Source organism: Microbacterium sp. LWO13-1.2 (assembly GCF_038397725.1).
GTDB lineage: Bacteria > Actinomycetota > Actinomycetes > Actinomycetales > Microbacteriaceae > Microbacterium.
Genome location: NZ_CP151634.1, coordinates 2,933,995 through 2,955,226, shown reverse-complemented (window position 1 = coordinate 2,955,226; position 21,232 = coordinate 2,933,995). Strand labels below are relative to the sequence as shown.

Here is a 21,232-nt window from a genome sequence, read left to right as displayed (position 1 = left end):
CTCACGCGGAACCCGGCGTGGCCGGCATCTTCAGGGGAATCAGGTCGCGCGGAGGCATCGGCGAACCGCCGCGGACGACGACGATCGAACGGAAGAGGTCCTCGACCTTCTCCGCCGCTTCCGGGTCGGATGCGGCGGCTCCGCCGATGACGCCGCGGAGGAACCAGCGCGGACCGTCGATGCCAATGAATCGGGCGAGCCGGAGTCCGGAGCCCTCGCTCGCCGGGGCGGGGACCTCAGCGAGAAGCTCCTTGCCCAGTGGGCCGTCGCGCTCCTCGACACGGCCACCCTGCGTGCGGACCTGGTCGCGCAGCTGCACGCGGGTCTCGTCCCAGAGCCCCCCGGAGCGGGGAGCGGCGAACGGCTGCACCTGGAGCGACGAGTCGGCGTAGTCGAGTCCGACCGCGACGATCCGCTTGGTCTGCTCCTCGACCTCGAGGCGCAGGTTCAGGCCCTCCCTCGGGAGGATCTTGATGCCGCCGAGATCGATGTACGGGCGAACCGGGTTCGCCTCGGAGCCGTCGAAGGGGCCGTCGGTGGCCCGGTTCAGCGGTGCCGACTTCTGAGTGTGGGGGGTGTTGTCAGTCATTGCCCTGCCCTGCTGGGGTTTGGTTTTGTTCTGCCTGGTAGCCGGTGGATCCGAATCCGCCATCGCCGCGGACGCTGTCCGACAGCTCTTCGACCGGAAGGAAGACGGCGCGCGTCACCGGCATGACGATCAATTGTGCGATGCGGTCTCCGACGGCCACATCGTACGCGCTGTGGATATCGGTGTTGATCAGACTCACCTTGATCTCACCGCGGTAGCCGGCATCGACGGTCCCCGGCGAGTTCACGATCGAGATTCCGTGCTTCGCGGCGAGTCCGCTGCGCGGGACGACGAATGCTGCGAAACCCTCGGGGAGGGCGATCCGCAGGCCGGTGCCGACCAGCGCCCGCTCGCCCGGGGCGAGGTGAACAGCCTCGGCCGCGACGAGATCCGCACCGGCGTCTCCCGGGTGGGCGTATCCGGGCATCACGACGTCGCCGGCCAAGACAGGAGCGATAATGGGGACATCAACGGAATCGGTCACCCCATGAGGCTAATGCAGAACCCCCGCACAGACGCACGTCCGCTCTACCGCGAACGCCTGGCGCCGAGTCTGCGGCTGCTCGCCACGGTGGCCCTCGCCGGCCCCATGGTCTCGCTGATCTTCGTTCCGGTCGGATCGACCGTCGCACTCGTGATCGGCGGCGCCGTCTCGGCCATCCTCGTCCTGGGTTTCATCGCGATGACACCCGTCGTCCTCGTGGAGGGAACCGTGCTCCGCGCCGGCCGCGCGCACATCGATGCCCACCACCTGGGCGAGCCGGTCGCGTTGACGGGCGAAGAGGCGAGACACGCGCGCGGGCCAGGACTTCCGGCGAACGGCTGGCACCTCATCCGCGGAGGAATCGACGGCATCGTCGTGGTTCCGAACATCGACCCGGATGATCCGGTCGAAACCTGGACGATCTCTTCACGCACGCCCGACCGTCTGGCCGCCGCCATCCGCGCCGCCCGCCCCTGACGACGATTCGACGCCGACGTTCGACGCCGACGCCGGCCTTGACGACAACGCGCCCCCGACCATGCGGTCGGGGGCGCGTTGTATCGCGAAGCTGCGCTCAGGCAGCGCACTCCTTGCAGATCGGACCCGAAGCGTCCTCGTGGTCCAACTGCGAGCGGTGCTTCACCAGGAAGCAGCTCATGCAGGTGAACTCGTCCTGCTGCGCTGGCAGCACGACGACGTCGAGGTCGAGGTCGGAAAGGTCGGCACCCGGGAGGTCGAAGCTCGACGGGTTGTCGGCGTCCTCGTCCCCGGTGGAGCCGGAGAGCTTGTCCGGCACACGCTCCTTGAGGGCTTCGATCGACTCGGAGTCGTCTTCACTCTTGCGCGGAGCGTCGTAATCGGTGGCCATGCTGTAGATCTCCACTTTCATGGTGCGAGTGGGTGGTGTGCCGCAGGGATCGGCGGCCATAGTTTGCACGACGTGGGAGCAATAAGCAAATGCCGTGGCGTGCGACAGAGCAAACTCACGGCACGCCCAGGGTATTCCCGGCTCTGAGGGGTGACGCGTGACACCATGAATCCACACCCATCAGAGGGGCATTCGCATGGAAAACGTCACCATCGTCGGCACCGAAGCAGGAGTCCTCGTGCTCGCGACCGAGTCGGGCGAGCGCTTCGCGCTCTCCATCGACGACGTGCTGCAGCGGGAGATCCGTCGTGCCACCCGGCAGAGCGAACCCGCCGCGCAGCGCCTCGCGGCCAGTCCCCGCGACATCCAGGCGCAGATCCGCGCCGGTCTCACCGCCGCAGAGGTCGCCGAGCTCCTCGGCATCAGCCTCGAAGACGTCGCACGCTTCGAAAGTCCTGTACTCGCCGAACGCGAGCACATCATCGACCAGGCCCTCGCCGTGCCCGTGCTCATCGGCAGCGAGGTGGAGCCGGACGCGCAGCCGACCTTCGGCGTCGCCATCCGCGCGAAGCTGGCCGAGGTGTCCGCCACGGCGGAGCGCTGGGCGAGCTGGAAGGACGAGTCCGGCTGGATCGTGAAGCTGGAGTTCTCCGCCAGCGATGTCGAGCACGACGCGCGATGGAGCTTCGACCCGCGTCGCAGTGCGCTGTCGCCGCTCAATGCCGACGCCACCCAGCTCTCCCGCCAGGGCTCGCTGCCCGAGGGCCTGATCCCCCGACTGCGTGCTGTGGAGGCGGATCGTCCCGCATCGCCGTACAAGGACGAGAGTCGCTTCGACTCGGGAGCATTCGGGCCTCGGCTGCTGCCGGCACCGGCTGCGGATGCCGACGCCGACACCGACCACACGGCTCCCCAGCGCTCGAATGCCGCGGCGCAGGCTGCCGCCATCAATCGTGCACCGGAGACGTCGACGACCAATCCCGAGACCGCCGACCTGCTCGAGGCGCTGCGCCGCCGTCGCGGTCAGCGTGAGACCGCACCCCTCATCGATGCCGACGACGTCGTTATCGACGCACAGGAACGCGGCTCGAGTCCGATCGCGCTGTTCGACGCGTTCGAGCAGGACACCGAAGCGCGCGAACAGGGCTCGGACACACCCCCGGCAGTCGAACCGCCCGCTGACAGCCCGGCGCGCCGACGACGTCGCAACGCGATGCCCTCCTGGGACGAGATCGTATTCGGAGCGCGTACGGACGAGTGAGCGCGCGCTGTGCCACTCAGCGCGCGAACGTTCCGAGTCTGATCAGCGGCACGTTCTGCTCCTCCGGCGTGAGCGCACCGTGCTGGCCGACCATCGTGCGGCCCCGCTGATCGGCGGCCGTGCCGTCGTACACTGCCCAGACGCCGCGGGCGATCACCATCAGATCGCCGATGCGAGCGGCAGCGGCATCCGTCACAGACGGCCCGAACAACCCGGCAGCCATCGCCTCCGCCTTCGACACGACGTCTGCCGTGCCCTCCAGTTCGCTCCGCCAGCGGGCGAGAACACCGGCGGCATCGGCATCCGACTCCAGATAGACGTGCAGCATCCGCGGCTCCCCGCCGATATGCCGGACCCCCGCGTAGCGCCCGCCGGTGTCGTCCAGCACGACCTGCCGGTGCGGCGGCACATCGACCATCCCATGATCCGACGTCACCAGCACGCCGACGCCTGGCGGCACCCGCACCGACAGTGCGGCGTCGATGTCCTCCAGCGCAGAAACCCATTCCCCGGACGCGACGCCGTGCTTGTGGCCGGCCTTGTCCGCTTCGGGCAGGTAGCAGTACACGAATGATCCCGGATGCCGTACGGCGAGCTCGTACGCGGCGGCGACCCTTTCGGCAGGCGTGGCTGCAGCGACGAACTGCGCTCCGCGCAGGGTTGCCCTGGTGAACCCGCTGTTCGCGTAGGCGGCGACGCCGATGGCGAAGCTCTCCCTGCTCGCGGCGCTGGCCTGCTCGAAGATGGTGGGCGACGCCTGCCAGCTCTCCGGGTCGACTCCTTCGGATTCCCATCCGGTCAGCTGGTTCACGAGCATATCCCGCGTCGGGTCGAGCACTCGATATCCGACGAGTCCGTGCTCCCCCGGCCAGACGCCGGTGAGGATGCTGGTCAGCGCCGCGGCCGTGGTCGACGGGAAGACGGAGCGAGCGACATCCTTCTTCGCCATGCTCCCGGTGAGCGTGCGGGCATGACCGGCGTGAGCGCGCAGATTGATGGTGCCCAGTCCGTCGACGAGGACGAGCACGACGGATTCCGCGCGAGGCAGCGTGAGCGATTCACCGCGAAGTGAGGAGAACAGGTCATCCGCCACCCCGACGACGCTCCGGGCTGTCGCGGAGCCGGACGGTAACATGAGGGACATCCGAGCCAGTCTGACACAGGCCACCAGCACGCCCTCAGGAAGTACATGCCGAAAACCCCGCCGCCCGAGCCCGTCGAGGAGCGCATCCAGGACATAGACCTGTCCCATGAGATGCAGGGCTCGTTCCTCGAGTACGCGTACTCGGTCATCTACTCGCGCGCGCTTCCCGACGCGCGCGACGGGCTCAAGCCCGTACAACGACGCATCCTCTACCAGATGGCCGAGATGGGGCTGCGCCCCGACCGCGGACATGTGAAGAGCGCCCGCGTCGTCGGCGAGGTGATGGGTAAACTGCACCCCCACGGCGACACTGCGATCTACGACGCCCTGGTGCGACTGTCGCAGGACTTCGCACTGCGCGTCCCGCTGATCGACGGCCACGGAAACTTCGGCTCGCTCGACGACGGCCCGGCCGCCGCGCGTTACACCGAGGTACGACTCGCGCCGGCCGCGCTCGCGCTGACCGAGAACCTCGACGAGGACGTCGTGGACTTCGTCCCGAACTACGACGGCCAATTCCAGCAGCCGTCCGTGCTGCCAGCCGCGTTCCCGAACCTCCTGGTGAACGGTGCCAGCGGCATCGCCGTCGGCATGGCGACGAACATGGCGCCGCACAACCTCATCGAGGTCGTCGCCGCCGCGACGCATCTCCTTGAGAACCCGGATGCCACCACCGAAGAGCTCATGGAGTTCGTCCCTGGTCCGGACTTCCCTTCCGGTGCCGTGATCATGGGGCTGGACGGCGTCAAGGACGCGTACACGACCGGGCGCGGAGCCTTCAAGGTGCGCGGCAAGGTCTCGGTCGAACCGCTCGGCCCCCGCCGCACCGGCATCATCGTCTCCGAGCTCCCGTACATGGTCGGTCCTGAGCGGCTCATCGAGAAGATCCGCGACGCCGTGCAGGCCAAGAAGCTGCAGGGCATCAGCGACGTCACCGACCTCACCGACCGCAACCACGGGCTGCGCGTCGCGATCGGCATCAAGACCGGATTCGACCCGAACGCGGTGCTGGAGCAGCTGTACCGGCTGACTCCGCTGGAGGATTCCTTCAGCATCAACAACGTCGCCCTCGTCGATGGCCAGCCGCGCACCCTCGGCCTCAAGGAGATGCTGCGCGTGTACGTCGCGCACCGCCTCGAGGTCATCACGCGCCGTAGCCGGTACCGCCTGGCCCGTCGTGAGGAGAGACTGCACCTCGTCGAGGGACTGCTCATCGCGATCCTCGACATCGACGAGGTCATCCAGGTCATCCGCTCCTCCGACGACTCGGAGCAGGCGCGCATGCGCCTGCGCGAGGTGTTCGATCTCAGCGAGCTGCAGGCCGAGTACATCCTCGAACTGCGCCTGCGCCGCCTGACGCGGTTCTCCCGCATCGAGCTCGAGACCGAGCGCGATGCGTTGAAGGCCGAGATCGCTGCCCTCCGCGAACTGCTCGGCAGCCCGGTGCTGCTGCGAGCCGTCGTCGCAAAGGAGCTGGACGCCGCAGCAGACGCCTACGGCACGCCGCGGCGCACGCTGCTGATGAACGCTGCTCCCCCGAAGCCGCGCGCCACGAAGGGCGCCGTCGACCTGCAGATCGCGGACGCGCCGACCGTGCTGGTGCTGTCGACGACGGGACGCGCCGTGCGCGTGGACCTCGCCGAAGGGCAGGAACTGACTGTTCCGGCCCGGCGCAGCAAGCACGATGCGATCCTCACGACTATCGAGGCGACGGTGCGCGCCGAGATCGGCGCCCTCACCAGCACCGGCCGCGTCGTGCGCTTCTCCCCTGTCGATCTCCCCTCGGTGCCGGCGAGCTCGGTGCAGCTCGCCGCGGGCACGCCGCTGCGCGACTACCTCGGCATCACGACCCGCGGCGAACGGATCGTCGCGTTCGTCCGCTTCGACAGTGAGATCCCGATCGCGCTCGGCACCGCTCAGGGCACCGTGAAGCGCATCATCCCCACGGCTCTCCCCGTCCGACCCGACCTCGAGGTCATCGGCATGAAGCCGGGCGATGCGGTCATCGGCGCCGCCGAGGCAGCCGACGACGCCGAGCTCGTCTTCGTGACGACCGACGCCCAGCTGCTGCGGTTCTCGGCCTCTTCCGTGCGTCCGCAGGGTGCGGCGGCCGGCGGTATGGCGGGTATCAAGCTCGGCGCCGGAGCATCCGTGCTGTTCTTCAGTGCGGTGCCCGCCGACTCGGATGCGGTGGTCGCCACAGTGTCGGGCGCCGAGAGCATCCTGCCGGGAACCGACGCTGGCCGGGCCAAGATCAGCGCCTTCTCCGAGTACCCGGCCAAGGGCCGCGCGACCGGCGGCGTGCGCGCCCACTCGTTCCTGAAGGGCGAGGATCGTCTCACCGTCGCCTGGGTCGGCCCCGCTCCCGCACAGGCCGTCGATCCGACCGGAGCGGTACGCAAGCTGCCGGAACCCGGCGCGCGCCGTGACGCTTCCGGTCAGCCGGTCGACGCGGTGATCGGCTCCATCGGCCGAACCCTGATCTGATGACCGGGTCTGTCACGCTCGTCTCCGGGCTCCCCGGGGTGGGGAAGACGACGGTGGCCAGAGCGCTGGCCTCGACGTTCCCCCGCGGAGTGCACCTCGACACGGACGATATCGGCGAGAACTTCATCGTCTCGGGGCTCGTGCTCCCCGGCGGGAAGCCAGAGCACGAGTCCGAACGGCAGCTCGTCCTCCGGCGCGACAACATCATCGCCCTCGCGCGGAACTTCGTCGCGGCGGATTTCGACGTCGTGATCTCCGACGTCGTGCTCTGGGCGGACCTGCTGGACCGCTACGCCGCGGGCCTGGCGACCGGGCTGCGATTCGTCCTTCTCACCGCGTCGCCAGAGACGATCGCCTCCCGCGACGGCGACCGTGACAAGCACGTCGCGGAATCCTGGTCGCATCTGCGTGCCGATCAGGATTCCTGGGATTCCCCAGGACTGCGCCTCGATACCAGCACCTTGTCCCTGGACGAGACGCTGTCCGCCATCTGGGAAGGCTGGTCGGACGCTCTCCTTCCGACCGACCAGGCATCCGCTTAGTCAGCAGCCGGGTCCGAGGCATCCTCCCCGAGGCGAACCAGACCCTGTGAAACGATGTCCGAGACGGTCCGAGCGTGGGTCCCGTCCGGATCGAGGTCCGGATCGAAGACCGTGATCGACGCGCCCCAGGCGCGCGGCGCGACGATCTCGAGGAACACCGTCAGCTCCTCCGGCGACAATCCACCCGAATGCGGGCTGTCGACAGCGGGCATGTGTGCCGGATCGAGCACATCCACGTCCACCTGGAGCCAGAATCCTCGATCGAGGCCGGCAGTGGCGAGCACCCGGGCGGCAGCGCGAGACGCTCCGTGCAGGATGATCTGATCTGCCGGGACGGCGAGAGCGATCGCCTGATCGACCTCCGCCAGATGCGGGTCGTCGTAGCGGCAGCCGACGTGCGCAGTCGCGGCGGCGTCGAAGTACGGACCGAGCCCGTCGATGTCAGCGACCTCGGGGATGTGACGGCCGATCGCGGCGGCGAGGTCCTCGCCTGCCAGTGCACCGATGGACGCACTGTTGCCGGGATGCCGGAAGTCGGTGTGGCCGTCCACGTGCACGAGGCCGCCACCGCCGGTGACCCTGGTGGCCAGGCCCGCGGCGATCACGAGGCTGCAGTCTCCGCCGAGAACAAGCGGTGAATCACCCGCAGTGCGGAGCGCGACCAAGCGGTGCGCCAGACGCCTGGCGTGGGCGATGATCGCGTCCTGGTTGCGCACCCTACCCTCGCGACGGCGAACGTCATCGATGTATCGCCCGGGGAGGACCACTCCGCCGTCGACGGCCCCACGCGCATGGAAGGCCTCGTAGAGGCCGGCTTCACGAAGCGCCTCCGGCGCCTTGGCCGTGCCGGGAACCGCCCCGGCGATCGGTGGTTGCAGACCCAGGTTCGACGGTGCGGAAACGAGCGCGATCATCGATCCATCATCGCAGTCGGGCGTGCTCAGAGCCGGAGCGCCAGCACGTTCGCCGTGAGTCCGGCCGCCGTGCCGCACAGGACGACCGTGTCACCGCGAGCCACCCTGCCGGAATCCAGCGCCCTGGCGAGCATGAACGGTACGGATGCCGACACCATGTTCCCGAAGGCGGCGACCTCATCGATGCGCCGGTCGGCGGGGATCCCGAGTCGGTCGAGCATCGGGCCGAGGGCGGCGGACGCCTGGTGCGGGATCCACAGCGCGACATCGTCACGAGAGAGCCCGAAACGCCGGTGGAAGCGGTCGAAGAAGTCGGGGAGCACCCGCATCATTCCGAGCAGCGCGCGCCGCCCGTTCATGTCGAAGAGGTAGTCGGCGGGGTCGGATGCGGCATATACCTGCGCGGGAGAGCGCGACAGCCCGCCGCGGATCTCGGTGTCGTGCGCGTACGCCGGCCAGGTCTGCTGCAGGCTGCCGATCACGCCGCGGTCCGGGTCCTTCGAACGGCGAAGAACGACGGCCGCCGCGGCATCGCTGAAAAGCTCGTAGCTCTCACGCTGCTCCGAGTTCAGGAACCGGGTGCCGACATCGCCGGAGAACACCAGGATCGTCTCGTAATCTCCGGCGTCGAGATAGCGGGAAGCGACGTCGACGGCGGTGATGAAGCTCGTGCAGGTGGAGTTCACGTCGAAGGCCGCGGCGTGTCCGGTCAGAGTCAGCCGTTCGAGCACGAGGGCTGCCGTGCACGGAATGGGCTGGATGCCGGCCGCAGAGGCACCGAGCACGAGATCCACGTCGTCAGCAGTGAGACCCGCGTGCGCCAGCGCCCGTTCGCACGCTCCCGTGAGCATGTCGAGGTGAGAGACGCCATCCTCGATTCGGTAACGCACCTCATCACCGAAACGCACGACCTGCGCCGACAGCACCGTGCCCCAGCCCGCGATCTCACAGCTTCTCGTCATCAGGTCCCCTCCAGGTCCGCGTCACGCGGCGCAGCTTCACCGTTCCGTCGTGCCGATAGGCCGTGAAGAAGACCTCCGGCCGCAGACTCCCCACCCGATCCGCCAGCGTGTGCAGTTCCTCGGTCACGCTCTGCTTGGTGTGCGCATCGAGGACATCGAGCGACACCTCGAGTCTCATCGGGCCCGTCTGCGCGACGCGGTACTCGTCGAAACCGTCCGCGTACAGCAGCGCACGGGTGACGACGTCGGCGAACACCGGCACCGGGAGGCCCTCGGCCGTACGGAAGACGAGTGTGTCCCCTTCCCGGCCCTCGATCCGCTCGATGGCGGCGAGGGCGCTCCCGCAAGGGCACGGCTCGGCACGTTCGAGAAGGACATCCCCCAGTCGATACCGCACGATCGGCTGCGCACGGCGCCGAAGGTCGGTGATGATCGGGGTGAATCGTCCGTCGCCGAGCGGCTCGCGCTCGACGAGGATGTTGTCCTCATTCAGGTGCAAGGTGCCGCGCTCGCAGGTGTGCGCGAGGAACCCCTCGGTGCACTGGTAGAGCTGATGCAGCAGCGGCTGGCGCAGCGACGCCTGGATGCGCTGGGAGTCCGAGATCTCCAGCACCTCGGCGACTCCGTAGACCTTCTCCGGCAGCGCGTCGTAGTGTCCGTCATCCGCGGCGCGTGCGATCAGGCGCAGCACTGACGGCGGGGCCACCAGGATCGTCGGCCGATATTGCTGCAGGCGGGCGATGTTCGCGGCCATGTCGGCGTGCACATCGAAATATGAGAACGACACCGCTTTCGAGCCGACCGACTCGTAGAGAGTGTTGTCGGCGCGCAGGAACAGCGCGATGCGGTGGCCGAAGAGGCGGCCCTTGGGAAGGGTGCGGGCGAGGACCGTGCCGACCCAGGCGTCCCGTTCTTCAGCGCTGACGACGAACAGTCCGCGATGACCACTGGTGCCGCTGGAGAGTCCGACCGAGTTCGTCCCGAGATCGGCGTCGAACTCCCGTGAACGTTCGTTCGCGATCGCCAATGCCAGGGCCTCGTCACGGTGCGCGCCGACGGTGTTGATCTCGTCGAATCGCCCCATCATGACGCTCTTGTCCATGAGCGGGAGGTCCGCGAAGCCGCCGTGCGCCGCGAGGAGATCGCGGAAGTACCCGGAATGCCTGCGCAGGAATCGGAGGTGCCGCCTCAACAGGCGGCGCTGACGCCGCTCGACGGCGCGGCGGTTGCGCAACGGCCGGAACCACCGCACGGCGGCGAACTCGCCGATGATTCGAATCTTCGACATCAGGTCAGCAGCTCCGTCTCTCCGACCGCATCGTGGCTGCAGACGACGCGGATGCCGGCGGCCGCCAGCCGAGACAGGACCTCGCCCGTGCGTCGGTACGCATCGAAGTCGTACTGCACGGCCCGCGGCAGCGCCTTCATGCGCGGTGCGGCGTCGAGGAGGTCGCGCCCCCACGCCCCGTCGCCGGCCAGCAGCACCTGGCCCTCGACGAGGGCCCCGATATGACCGTCGGCGTGACCGGGCAGATCGATCACGAGGTAGGAGCCGTCGTCGAAGAGGTCGACCGTGCGCAGCACGGTGCCCGCATGCGCCACCTGTTCGAAATCGTCATCGCGGATGATGCGCGCCGCCCCCGGGAACCACGCGGGCAGCAGCCCGGTCAGGACGCCAGCGCTCAGACGCGGTGCGGCGAGCGTGCGCAGGTGTCCGGCGGTGAGGACGAGGGTTGCGCCAGGAAAGCGGCGGACTCCGCCGACGTGGTCCGGATGCAGGTGCGAGAGGACGACATGGGTGACGGATGCCGGATCCACACCGTCTTCGCGAAGGCGCGCAGCAATGTCATCCTCGTCGGACACGTGTGGCGGGAGCAAGCGCCGGTACGCGGCGCCTCGCCAGCCGGTGTCCCAGTGCCCGGTCGCGTATCCGGTATCGAACAGCACGCGTCGCCCCTCGCCGCCGTCGTAGAGGAAGGCTCCTGACGGAAAGGTGCGGACACCCGGCTGCGCACCGCGGAACATCCGGGCGGCGTCGTGCGTCGTGCTGCCGCACCCGTAGTGGCGGAGCCGCCCGCTCACGCGGCCACCCGCAGATGCTCGGCGACACGGCGGAGGGCATCATCCAGGGCGACCTCGGGGCGGTAACCGAGCTCCGCCTTCGCCCGCGTCACGTCGAGCGTCTGCGAGTAGGCGATGGTGCTGAGGGTGTAGCGGGTGAACGGGGGCTCCGGTTGTCCGGGAATGGCTTTGCACGCGCCTTCGAGCGCAGCCGCCAGAACCCATGCCGCGCGCCGGTTCATCGGCCGCAGCCGCGGGGTCTCCCCCAGCAGCTGCAGCAAGGTGCCGAGCAACTCCCGGAACGGTCGAGGGTCGTCATTGGTGATGTTGTAGACGCCGCCGGCGGGATCCCCCGCTGTCAGCGCGAGCCGCAGCGCCGTCGCCACGTTCTCGACCGCGGTGACGTCGATGACGTTCTCGCCACCGTCGAACAGCGGCACGCCGACACGGCGGTGCACGTCCAGCAGCCGCGGCATCAGACTCGGGTCGCCGACTCCGATCAGACCGCGCGGACGGATGATGATCAGCTCGTCGACGGCTCCTTCACGCCGGGCGCGCTGCAACAGCTCCTCGGCGGCGATCTTCGAGCGGATGTATCCGTTGAGCCGGTTCTTCGAGTCGACGTCGTCCTCGCTGATCTTCAGCCGATCCCGTGCAGCCGAATAGATGCTCGGCGACGAGACGTGCACGATCCGTCGCACGCCGTTGCGGCGCGCGAACTTCACCACGTGCCCGGTACCGTCGATGTTCGCCTCCTGAAAGGCCCGCCACCGTCCCCAGGGCGTGGAGAGCGCGGCGCAATGGATCACGGCATCCACGTCCAGACGCAGATCGGCGAACGACGCGAGGTCGCCGATCACACGGTGCTCGGAATCGGCCACTGCGGCGAGGGCCTTCGCGTTGCGCCCCGCGGCGAAGACCTCGTGTCCGTTGGCGCGGAGATCGCGCACGACATACCCGCCGAGGAACCCGCTGGCCCCCGTCACGAGCACGCGGGAGGCGGCCATCGACATATCCCCGATGCTAGGGCACGGTTCGGCGTCGGCCGGGCAGCACGAGCCTCTCCCCCTAATGTGGTGGGGTGCGCATTGCAATGGTCACCGACTACTACCTGCCGACTCTGGGCGGCGTGCAGACGGTGATCAAGGCCCACAAGGAGGCTCTGGAACACGCCGGCCACGAGGTGACCGTGTTCTCACCGCTGACATCGCCGAGCAGCGACCCCACCGTGGTGGGATTGCCGACCGCGCGCGGCTTCGCACCCGATGGATACCCGTTCACGTGGACCCCGTCCGCGGCGGCGACGACCCTCCGGACCGAGCTGAGAGTGCGCGGCATCGAGCTGGTGCACGTGCACTCCGAGATGTTCGCTGCGCTCGCCGGATTCCGCGCGGCCAAGGATCTCGGCATCCCGATCGTGCAGACCATGCACGGCCGCGTCGACGTCTACACGCGCTCCGTGCTCCCGGTGCCGGCGGTGACGACGGCGCTGCTGGCCGCTCTGCACCGACGACAGCTGAGCCACGGCGAGGTGCGGATCGGTGCGGACACCTCGTACACCCAGACCCGGATGGCTCGCCGGATCTGGCGGTTGATGGTCAGTCAGGCCAACTACGCGGATCAGGTGATCGTGCCCTCGGGGCACTTCGCCGCGAAACTGCTCGCACAAGGCGTGACCACACCCGTCACCGTGATCTCGAACGGGCTGGAGGATTCCGTGCTGGATGCGGTCGGCGATCCGATGCCCCGATCCGTCACACCGGGAGAGGCGCTGCGCGTCATGTGGTGCGGTCGAGTGTCGCCCGAGAAGAGGCCCGACGTGTTCGTCGACGCCGTGGCAGAGGTGCCGGGAATCGTCGCCGGCATGTTCGGCGACGGCATCGCACGCGCGGCGATCGCGAAACGCGTCGATGCGCTGCCCCGTGAGCGGCTCACCGTGCACGGCGCCGTGCCGCAGTCCGCGGTCCTGCAGGCGATGCGCGACGCGCATGTCCTGGTCTCGAGTTCGCTCGATTTCGACAACCAGCCGATGGTGCTGCTCGAGGCGATCGCGTCCGGGCTCCCTGTGGTGGTCACGGACCCCGATCTGGCCGAGACGCTCCCGGAACACGGATGCATCGTCACTGACACCCCGGATGCCGCCGGTGTGGCGTCCGCCCTGTCGCAGCTGCGAGACTCCCCCGCCCGCATCCGAGAGATGAGCGCCGCTGCGATCGCGCACCGCGCGCTGGTCACCCAGAACACGCATCTCGAGGCCCTGCTCGCGGTCTACGAGGCAGCGGCTCGCCCCGGGCCGTCGGACGGGTCAGGCGTCGATCGCCTCGCGGGAGAGCCGATCGGATGACTCGATGATGAACTCACGGCGCGGGGCGACCTCGTTGCCCATCAGCAGTTCGAAGACCCGCCCTGCCGCCTCGGCGTCCTCCATGCGCACCCGGCGGAGCAGACGCCCGCCGCGGTCCATGGTCGTGTTCGCCAGCTGCTCGGCATCCATCTCGCCGAGGCCCTTGTAGCGCTGAAGCGGCTCGTGCCACCGCTTGCCCGCCTTGCGGAGCTTCGCCAGCAGCGCGTGCATCTCCTGCTCGCTGTACGTGTAGATCGTCTCGTTCGGCTTCGAGCCGGGATTCATCACGATCACACGATGCAGCGGCGGAACCGCGGCATAGACGCGGCCGTCCTCGATGAGGGGCCGCATGTAGCGGAAGAACAGGGTGAGCAGCAGCGTGCGGATGTGCGCGCCGTCGACATCGGCGTCGCTCATCAGGATGACTTTGCCGTAGCGCGCGGCGCTGATGTCGAAGCTGCGCCCTGAGCCCGCGCCGATCACCTGGATGATCGACGCACACTCGGTGTTGTTGAGCATGTCGCCGACAGAGGCCTTCTGCACGTTGAGGATCTTGCCCCGGATCGGAAGCAGTGCCTGGAACTCGCTGTTGCGGGCATTCTTCGCCGTGCCGAGCGCCGAGTCGCCCTCGACGATGAAGAGTTCGCTGCGATCGACCTCGTTCGTACGGCAGTCGACGAGCTTGGTGGGCAGCGTCGACGATTCGAGCGCGTTCTTGCGGCGCTGCGTCTCCTTATGGGCCCGCGCAGAGACGCGGGCCTTCATCTCGGCGACGATCTTGTCGAGCAGCTGCGTCGCCTGGCTCTTGTCATCGCGCTTGGTCGAGCTGAAACGCTCGCCCAGCTCCTTGCGCACCACCTGCGCGACGATCTGGCGCACGGCCGGAGTTCCGAGGATCTCCTTGGTCTGCCCCTCGAACTGCGGCTCAGGCACGTTCACCGTCAGCACCGCCGTGAGACCGGCGAGGACGTCGTCCTTCTCCAGCTTGTCGTTGCCGACCTTGAGCCGGCGCGCGTTCTGCTCGACCTGCGCGCGAAGCACCTTGAGCATCTCCTGCTCGAAGCCCTGCTGATGAGTGCCGCCCTTGGGCGTGGCGATGATGTTGACGAACGAGCGGAACGTGGTGTCGTAGCCGGTTCCCCAGCGCAGCGCGATGTCGACGACGCATGCGCGCTCGACCTCGGTGGCGATCATGTGACCATCGGCCTGCAGTACCGGCACGGTCTCTTTGAAGGAGCCCTCACCTTGGATCCGCCAGGTGTCGGTCACCGGCGCATCCGTGGCCAGGTACTCGACGAACTCCGCGATGCCGCCGTCGTAGCGGTACGAGGTCTCGTTCGATCCCTCGCCGCGCTCGTCCTTGATGACGATTTCGAGACCGGGAACGAGGAACGCCGTCTGACGGGCGCGAGTCTCGAGATCGGCGAGCTGGAACGCGGCATCCTTCGTGAAGATCTGGCGATCCGCCCAGTAGCGCACACGCGTGCCGGTGACACCGCGCGGCGCCTTGCCGGCGATCCGCAACTCGCTCTTCTCCTCGAACGGCGAGAAAGGAGCATCCGGACGCTTCTCGCCGGTGTCCTTGAAGTTGCCGGGCTCGCCGCGATGGAAGGACATCGCATAGGTCTTGCCGCCGCGATCGACCTCGACGTCCAGACGCTCCGAGAGCGCGTTCACGACGGAGGCGCCGACACCGTGCAGTCCTCCGGATGCCGCATACGAGCCACCGCCGAATTTGCCGCCGGCATGCAGCTTGGTGAAGACGACCTCGACACCGCTGAGACCGGTGCGCGGTTCGACATCGACCGGGATGCCGCGGCCGCGGTCGTGCACCTCGACGCTGCCGTCCGCATGCAGGATGATGTCGATCCGATTGCCGTTGCCGTCGACGGCCTCGTCGACGGCGTTGTCGATGATCTCCCAGAGGCAGTGCATGAGCCCGGGCGAGCCGTTCGACCCGATGTACATACCGGGGCGCTTGCGGACCGCTTCGAGCCCTTCGAGCACCTGGAGATGATGGGCGGAATACTCGGCGGTCACAATCGACAATTCTATTCCCGGGGCGCCCCGCAGCCCCGCAGACACTCCCCATCGTGATGCGGCCGAGCCCATCGCCGTACGCGCTGAGCGAAACACGCCGTGATCCGGGCATGCATACAGCTGTGGCGTGGTTGTATTGAGCACACTCAAGCAATGAGCCTGACACCCGAGGAGGCACCGAGATGAACGCTACGACCGAACGTGAGGCCTCCGTTATCGAGTTCCGACTGACCGCGATGGATCGATGCGATTCATGCGGCGCTCAGGCCTACATCGCTGCCGAGGTCAACGGTTCCGAACTGCTCTTCTGCGCCCACCACGGCCGCAAGTACGAAGAGAAGCTGCGCAGCATCGCGACCAGCTGGCACGACGAGACCGCTCGCCTGATCGACGCGGTCTGACCGCTCAGACGATCGTTCGCCGTACGCGCGGCGTGAGTCGGGTGAGGATCTCCTCGCCGACCGTGCCGATGCGCTCGGCGAGCGTCGTCGCACTCTGCTCCCCCTGGTCCCCCGGTCCCAACACTCGGACCTGATCACCCGGCTGCATTCCCGGCCACCCCGCGACGATGGACGTCGTCGCATCGACTTCGCGCAGAAGCCGGAGACCGGCAGGGGTTCCGACCTCGATGCCGGCGAGCGTTGAGGGCAGGCCGTCGAAACTGCCGATCGCGATCACGGCGTCGCCGTCGTCGACGTGAACCACCGGCACGCTCAGGGTGGCGATCGGACGGATGCCGTCGAGCTCCGGGCCGTCTGCAGATCGGATGCCATAGCAGAACGCGCCGACCCGAGACAGTGAGCCGCGCAGCTCCGGCCGCCACCACGACGCGGCTGACGCCGTCAGATGCAACAGCTCCGGTGAACTCCCGGCGCGACGAACCGCGTCGACCGCGGCGAGGAACACCTGCTGCGCCTCATCGTCCTCCGGGTCACTCGCCTCGGCGAGATGGCTCCACACGCCGACGACCTCCAGCGTGCCGGCGCCCTCCGCCGCGCGGGCTTCGGCGACGAAGCCGTCCCACTCCGTGGGGAGCACGCCGTTGCGGCGCAGCCCGGTGTCGATCTTCAGATGCACGTGCGCCCGTCGACCCAGCGATTGCGCCTGGGCGATCACTCGGCGAAGGTACTCGGACGTGCCGATGCCGAGGTCGATATCGTGCAGAAGCGCTTCGGCGATCTCCTCGTCGGTGGACGTCGCCCACGCCAGAACCCGTTGCGAGCCGACCAACAGCCGGCGGATACGCAGCGCCGTGCGGATGTCGTAGCCGCCGAACCAGGTCACGCCTGCGTCGGCGGCTTCCTCCACTGCCCAGCCCAGACCGTGGCCATAGGCGTCGTCCTTCATGACGAGCATCAGCGCGGAGGGGGCGATCCGCCGTTCCACTGCCGCGATGTTCGTACGGAACTGGTCACGCGAGATCTGCAGGGTCGGTCGAATCATGCTTCCCACTCCCGCTCGGCGTGCATCCCCGTCACGGCCACGAGCTCAGCGACGGTGAACCCGGTCACTGCGGCCCATCGGGCCAGGGCAGGCGCGGCGGATCCGGATCCGCCGAAGTAGGTCACCTCGGCGCCGACCGGCACATCGCGGCCCCCGAGGTCGACGACGCAGACATCCATTGCGACCCGCCCGACGATCGGCCGCTGCTCCCCATCGACCGCGACATGGACCTGATTGCCCAGCGCGCGCACGATCCCCTGCGCGTACCCGCCCGAGACCAGTGCGACGGTCGTGTCGGTCGTGGCGCGGTGCGTGTACCCGTAGGAGACGGCCTCACCCGCGAGGAGGCGCTTGGTGGAGAGCACCCGTCCGACCAGACGCAGCACCGGAGCCGTGCTCAGCTGCCCGTCCGCATCCGGCAGGCCGTACAGGATGCGCGAGTCGATGTCTGCCTCCGCATCCGCGGTCGCCGTGATCCCCTCGGCTCCGAGAGCGTCCACCTCGTCCGACGAGTCGACGAGAACGGCCTCTGCGCCCGCCGCCAGGGCGACGTGTGCGACCGACAGGATCCCGTGGCCCCAGGCGTCACGCCGGAGATCCGCGATGCTCCCGCCGGCGGCAACGGCCGCCGCGGCTGCAGCGGTGAGAGCGGAGCGTGAGATCACCGCCCGCGGAAGCGCACTGCTGCCCGTCACCTCAGAGTCCGATCGAGCTGATGTCCTTGCCGTGCACGAGCCGCTCGATCGCGGCGCGGGCGCCGTCCGCGTGCTCGTCCAGCGGCGCATGCGCCGTGCCAGGAGCCCAATCGATGCCGCGACGGTTCGTCACGGCGGTGAGCATCGCATCGGTCCAGCGTGGATTCAACGGCAGCACCGGACCCTGCACGTTGGTCGCGAAGGCCTGGCCACGACGGACGATCTCGCCGCGCGAACCGGCATGCTCGAAGCTGCCGCGGCCGGCGGCCACCGTTCCGTACGGGAGTGCGCCGTTGTCCAGCGACCACTGGGACGCGTGATCCTCGAACCCGATGACCCGGCCGTCCGGCGTATCGACGATGATGTATCCCACCTTGCGCTCGCGCGTGCGCACGACGCGGAAGGGGAAGATGCCGAGTCCCGTGAGGGGCGCGCCCTCGAGCGGTTCCACACCCTCGCTCAGAAGTTCGGCCGAGCCGCCGACGGCGAGCAGCGTACCGCCGCCATCGACGAAGGTCTCCAGCTCTGCGGCACGACCGCGCAGGTCGTCGATCACGCCGCGCATCGCCGACAGCGGACCGTTTCCGAGAACCAGGACGTCGGTGTCGGCAGGAATCGCCTCTCCGATGCCCACCGTCTGCACGTCCGTGGCGACGCCGCCGCGCTCCAGGCGCACCTGCAGGGCGCGCACGTTCCCGCGATCTCCGGTGATGCCGAGCTCCACCGGATACAGCTGGACGATTCGCACTGACTCGCTCATCGGCGTGCAACCTCCTGGTCTCCGTGACCGAGCAGCTTGCGGCCGATCATCATCAGCTCGTAGTTGACGAACCAGGTCTGACGTCCGGACGCCGCCGGGTCCAGCGCGCGCATCAGCGCGACAGCCTTCTCCATGTCCGGTTCGACGACGCCGATCTCGACGCCGGCGTGCTCGAGGCTCAACGCGAGTTGACTGGCCTTCTCGCCGGTGACGACATCCACCCGCGGGAGCGCATCGAAATCGACATCGTAGAGCCAGGAGACGTCAGGAGTTCCCTCGTCGATCGCCATGAGCGCGCGCTCGGGCGCTCCGTCCAGTGCGTCGAGATTCATCTGCAGGCTCGGCGCGTTCTTGAACATCACGAATTCGACCTGTTCGCCCGCCGGATCCCGGCGCAGCGGAATGACTTCGCCACGGCCATAGGCCGGAGCCATCCTGGCGAATCCGGTCGCTGCCTTTGCGGCGGAGAAGTCAGTGCCGAGCACACGGGCTGCGACCGTGAGCGCGGCTGCGGCGTCGGCGGCGTAGTGCAGGCCGCGGGCCGGAAGCGTGATCTCCGCCTCCACGTCGCCGACGCGCACCGCGATCTCGCGTCCCTGCGCTCTGAGCACCTCGGAGTACGCGTCGCGGGCACGCGTGCCCGTGTTGCCGCTGCGGGTGTCCGCCGCGTTGGCGAGACCGTGCGCGGATGCGGCGACGAGTTCCGGCGAGACGCCGAAGAACGAGACCTCGCCGCGCATCGCGTCAGTGTCGATCTTGCTCAGATAGGGATCGTCGCGGTTGACGACGACATGCCCCGAGGCGCGAGTCGAGGCGTCGAGCATCATGTCGGCGACGCGCTCGGTCTCGTAGAACCGGTACAGCTGGTCCACCTGCACGTTCAACGACAGGATCACCGCGGGCGACAGCTGATCCGCGAGATCGGCGGCGTAGCCCTCGTCGACCTCGAGCACTGCGACATCGGCGCGGATGCGACCGGTGAGCGTCGCGTCGGCCAGCAGCGCGCTCGTGACCCCCTGAGGCAGGTTCGCCCCGGTGGGGTTCGTGAACACGGTCAGCCCGTGTGCGCGCAGCACCTCACTGATCATGTGCGTCGTCGTCGTCTTGCCGTTCGAGCCCAGCACGAACACGACCCCGTACCGGAACTGATCAGCCAGAGTGGGCAGCAGTGACGGAGAGAGCTTGTTCGTCAGGTACCCGGGAAACGCCGAACCGCCGCCCCGCAGACGCGTCGCGAATCGAGCCAGCTTCCCAGCCAGAACCGGGAAGACGTAGCGGATGCCTGCGGAGCGCGCCTGAGGTGCGCCCGTCATCATTCGAGGTAGTCCCGGAGCGACTGCGAGCGGCTCGGGTGACGCAGCTTCGCCATGGTCTTGGACTCGATCTGGCGGATGCGCTCACGCGTCACACCGAACGTGTCGCCGATCTGGTCGAGCGTCTTGGGCTGACCGTCGCCCAGTCCGAAGCGCATGCGGATCACGCCGGCCTCGCGCTCGGAGAGGGAATCCAGCAGCTGCTCGAGCTGACGCTGCAGCATCGTGAAGCCCACGGCGTCAGCCGGAACCACGGCTTCGGTGTCCTCGATGAGGTCACCGAACTCGCTGTCGCCGTCCTCGCCGAGCGGGGTGTGCAGCGAGATCGGCTCGCGGCCGTACTTCTGCACCTCGACGACCTTCTCCGGCGTCATGTCCAGCTCGCGGCTGAGCTCTTCCGGAGTGGGTTCGCGACCGAGGTCCTGCAGCATCTGACGCTGCACACGCGCCAGCTTGTTGATGACCTCGACCATGTGCACAGGAATGCGGATGGTGCGGGCCTGGTCGGCCATGGCCCGGGTGATCGCCTGACGGATCCACCAGGTGGCGTACGTGGAGAACTTGAAGCCCTTGGTGTAGTCGAACTTCTCGACAGCACGGATCAGGCCCAGGTTGCCCTCCTGGATGAGGTCGAGGAACTGCATGCCGCGACCGGTGTAACGCTTCGCGAGCGAGACCACGAGGCGCAGGTTGGCACCCAGCAGGTGGCTCTTCGCGCGCTGGCCGTCGCGGGCGACCCACTGGAGGTCGAGTCCGAGCTGGCCGGTCCGTTCTGCGCCGGACATCGTCGACAGCTTCTCCTCGGCGAAGAGACCCGCCTCGATGCGCATCGCGAGCTCGACCTCTTCGGCCGCGTTCAGCAGTGCGACCTTACCGATCTGCTTCAGGTAGTCCTTGACGGGGTCGGCAGTGGCCCCGGTGATCTGCGTCGAGTAGACCGGGACGTCTTCATCGTCGTTCGACGAGATGACGATCGCGCCCGTGGGCAGCGGCTCGGTGAACTTCGGCTTGCTGTCCTCGTCGTCATCATCGACGTCGGTGGCTGCAGCAGGGGGAACCTCATCGTCTTCGACGATGTCGTCGGCCTTCTTCTTCTTGACGGGCGCTCGCTTCGCCGCCGCGCGCTTCGCGGCGGTCTGGGCGACGGGCTTCTCGGCAGCAGCCTTCGCCGCCGGAGCCTTCTCCGCTGCAACCTCGGGCTGCGCGTCGAGCGCGGGCTCGTCAGCGGTCTTCTTCGTCCGGGAACTGTTGGTCGTGGCAGGAGTCACGTTTCGCCTTTCACGGGGCCACAGATACGCCCCGGGACATTTCGGACACTAGTAAGA

The 21,232-nt window shown here is 68.2% G+C and carries 21 protein-coding genes; 6 read left to right on the top strand and 15 right to left on the bottom strand.

The features are described from left to right. Window position 1 precedes the first annotated feature (1 nt). Window positions 2-589 (bottom strand): DUF3710 domain-containing protein, encoded by a 588-nt coding sequence (locus MRBLWO13_RS14040; protein WP_341974620.1) that lies wholly within the window; start codon window positions 587-589, stop codon window positions 2-4. Further along, on the bottom strand, window positions 582-1,073 hold the full coding sequence (dut, locus tag MRBLWO13_RS14035; protein ID WP_341974618.1) for a dUTP diphosphatase: 492 nt from the start codon (window positions 1,071-1,073) through the stop codon (window positions 582-584). Before dut ends, MRBLWO13_RS14040 begins: the two co-directional genes overlap by 8 nt. A gap of 3 nt (window positions 1,074-1,076) precedes the next feature. Between dut and MRBLWO13_RS14030 the strand changes: the two genes are divergently transcribed. Further along, a complete protein-coding gene (locus MRBLWO13_RS14030) occupies window positions 1,077-1,550 on the top strand; it encodes a DUF3093 family protein (RefSeq protein WP_341974617.1) in 474 nt (157 codons plus the stop codon). Between the two features lie 97 nt (window positions 1,551-1,647). Here the strand turns inward: MRBLWO13_RS14030 and MRBLWO13_RS14025 are convergent, their stop codons facing one another. Further along, a complete protein-coding gene (locus MRBLWO13_RS14025) occupies window positions 1,648-1,941 on the bottom strand; it encodes a DUF4193 domain-containing protein (RefSeq protein WP_102192284.1) in 294 nt (97 codons plus the stop codon). A gap of 196 nt (window positions 1,942-2,137) precedes the next feature. Here MRBLWO13_RS14025 and sepH point away from each other — a divergent pair, with 196 nt between their 5' ends. After that, on the top strand, window positions 2,138-3,202 hold the full coding sequence (gene sepH, locus MRBLWO13_RS14020) for a septation protein SepH (RefSeq protein WP_341974615.1): 1,065 nt from the start codon (window positions 2,138-2,140) through the stop codon (window positions 3,200-3,202). 16 nt (window positions 3,203-3,218) lie between these two features. Here the strand turns inward: sepH and MRBLWO13_RS14015 are convergent, their stop codons facing one another. Then, window positions 3,219-4,346, bottom strand: coding sequence for a nucleotide pyrophosphatase/phosphodiesterase family protein (locus MRBLWO13_RS14015; protein ID WP_341974613.1), 1,128 nt, complete (start codon window positions 4,344-4,346; stop codon window positions 3,219-3,221). Between the two features lie 45 nt (window positions 4,347-4,391). On the opposite strand from MRBLWO13_RS14015, the gene MRBLWO13_RS14010 reads away from it, so the two are divergent. Both MRBLWO13_RS14010 and MRBLWO13_RS14005 read left to right on the top strand, forming a co-directional pair. Next, the gene (locus MRBLWO13_RS14010; protein ID WP_341974612.1) at window positions 4,392-6,833 is read left to right on the top strand and encodes a DNA topoisomerase IV subunit A; all 2,442 of its coding nucleotides are present in this window, start codon (window positions 4,392-4,394) and stop codon (window positions 6,831-6,833) included. Next, window positions 6,833-7,375 (top strand): AAA family ATPase, encoded by a 543-nt coding sequence (locus tag MRBLWO13_RS14005; protein ID WP_341974611.1) that lies wholly within the window; start codon window positions 6,833-6,835, stop codon window positions 7,373-7,375. Before MRBLWO13_RS14010 ends, MRBLWO13_RS14005 begins: the two co-directional genes overlap by 1 nt. On the opposite strand, the gene MRBLWO13_RS14000 is transcribed toward MRBLWO13_RS14005, so the two are convergent. From MRBLWO13_RS14000 to MRBLWO13_RS13980, 5 genes are read right to left on the bottom strand one after another with little or no spacing between them, the layout of a single operon-like run. Further along, a complete protein-coding gene (locus MRBLWO13_RS14000; protein WP_341974610.1) occupies window positions 7,372-8,289 on the bottom strand; it encodes an arginase family protein in 918 nt (305 codons plus the stop codon). The two genes, MRBLWO13_RS14005 and MRBLWO13_RS14000, sit on opposite strands and share 4 nt — an antisense overlap. A 26-nt stretch (window positions 8,290-8,315) precedes the next feature. Next, complete coding sequence (locus MRBLWO13_RS13995) at window positions 8,316-9,251, bottom strand: 3-oxoacyl-[acyl-carrier-protein] synthase III C-terminal domain-containing protein (RefSeq protein WP_341974609.1); 936 nt, start codon at window positions 9,249-9,251, stop codon at window positions 8,316-8,318. Next, window positions 9,235-10,539, bottom strand: coding sequence for a F390 synthetase-related protein (locus MRBLWO13_RS13990; RefSeq protein ID WP_341974607.1), 1,305 nt, complete (start codon window positions 10,537-10,539; stop codon window positions 9,235-9,237). The genes MRBLWO13_RS13995 and MRBLWO13_RS13990 overlap by 17 nt, the downstream gene beginning before the upstream one ends. Next, window positions 10,539-11,333: an MBL fold metallo-hydrolase gene (locus tag MRBLWO13_RS13985; protein WP_341974605.1), complete on the bottom strand. Its 795-nt coding sequence runs from the start codon at window positions 11,331-11,333 to the stop codon at window positions 10,539-10,541. Before MRBLWO13_RS13985 ends, MRBLWO13_RS13990 begins: the two co-directional genes overlap by 1 nt. Continuing rightward, a complete protein-coding gene (locus MRBLWO13_RS13980) occupies window positions 11,330-12,319 on the bottom strand; it encodes an NAD(P)-dependent oxidoreductase (RefSeq protein WP_341974604.1) in 990 nt (329 codons plus the stop codon). The genes MRBLWO13_RS13985 and MRBLWO13_RS13980 overlap by 4 nt, the downstream gene beginning before the upstream one ends. Before the next feature lie 74 nt (window positions 12,320-12,393). On the opposite strand from MRBLWO13_RS13980, the gene MRBLWO13_RS13975 reads away from it, so the two are divergent. Continuing rightward, complete coding sequence (locus MRBLWO13_RS13975) at window positions 12,394-13,656, top strand: glycosyltransferase (RefSeq protein WP_341974602.1); 1,263 nt, start codon at window positions 12,394-12,396, stop codon at window positions 13,654-13,656. On the opposite strand, the gene MRBLWO13_RS13970 is transcribed toward MRBLWO13_RS13975, so the two are convergent. Beyond that, window positions 13,618-15,699, bottom strand: a complete 2,082-nt coding sequence (locus MRBLWO13_RS13970; RefSeq protein ID WP_341978411.1) for a DNA topoisomerase IV subunit B — start codon at window positions 15,697-15,699, stop codon at window positions 13,618-13,620. The two genes, MRBLWO13_RS13975 and MRBLWO13_RS13970, sit on opposite strands and share 39 nt — an antisense overlap. Before the next feature lie 179 nt (window positions 15,700-15,878). On the opposite strand from MRBLWO13_RS13970, the gene MRBLWO13_RS13965 reads away from it, so the two are divergent. Then, window positions 15,879-16,097 (top strand): hypothetical protein, encoded by a 219-nt coding sequence (locus MRBLWO13_RS13965; RefSeq protein WP_102192227.1) that lies wholly within the window; start codon window positions 15,879-15,881, stop codon window positions 16,095-16,097. Window positions 16,098-16,101: 4 nt separating this feature from the next. Here the strand turns inward: MRBLWO13_RS13965 and MRBLWO13_RS13960 are convergent, their stop codons facing one another. From MRBLWO13_RS13960 to MRBLWO13_RS13940, 5 genes are read right to left on the bottom strand one after another with little or no spacing between them, the layout of a single operon-like run. Beyond that, a complete protein-coding gene (locus tag MRBLWO13_RS13960) occupies window positions 16,102-17,139 on the bottom strand; it encodes an alanine racemase (protein ID WP_341974600.1) in 1,038 nt (345 codons plus the stop codon). Next, window positions 17,136-17,834, bottom strand: coding sequence for an alanine racemase C-terminal domain-containing protein (locus MRBLWO13_RS13955; protein WP_341974599.1), 699 nt, complete (start codon window positions 17,832-17,834; stop codon window positions 17,136-17,138). Before MRBLWO13_RS13955 ends, MRBLWO13_RS13960 begins: the two co-directional genes overlap by 4 nt. A gap of 1 nt (window position 17,835) precedes the next feature. Next, window positions 17,836-18,594, bottom strand: coding sequence for a glutamine amidotransferase (locus tag MRBLWO13_RS13950; protein ID WP_341974598.1), 759 nt, complete (start codon window positions 18,592-18,594; stop codon window positions 17,836-17,838). After that, on the bottom strand, window positions 18,591-19,907 hold the full coding sequence (locus MRBLWO13_RS13945; RefSeq protein WP_341974597.1) for a MurT ligase domain-containing protein: 1,317 nt from the start codon (window positions 19,905-19,907) through the stop codon (window positions 18,591-18,593). Before MRBLWO13_RS13945 ends, MRBLWO13_RS13950 begins: the two co-directional genes overlap by 4 nt. After that, complete coding sequence (locus tag MRBLWO13_RS13940) at window positions 19,907-21,175, bottom strand: RNA polymerase sigma factor (RefSeq protein WP_341974595.1); 1,269 nt, start codon at window positions 21,173-21,175, stop codon at window positions 19,907-19,909. Before MRBLWO13_RS13940 ends, MRBLWO13_RS13945 begins: the two co-directional genes overlap by 1 nt. Window positions 21,176-21,232 lie beyond the last annotated feature (57 nt).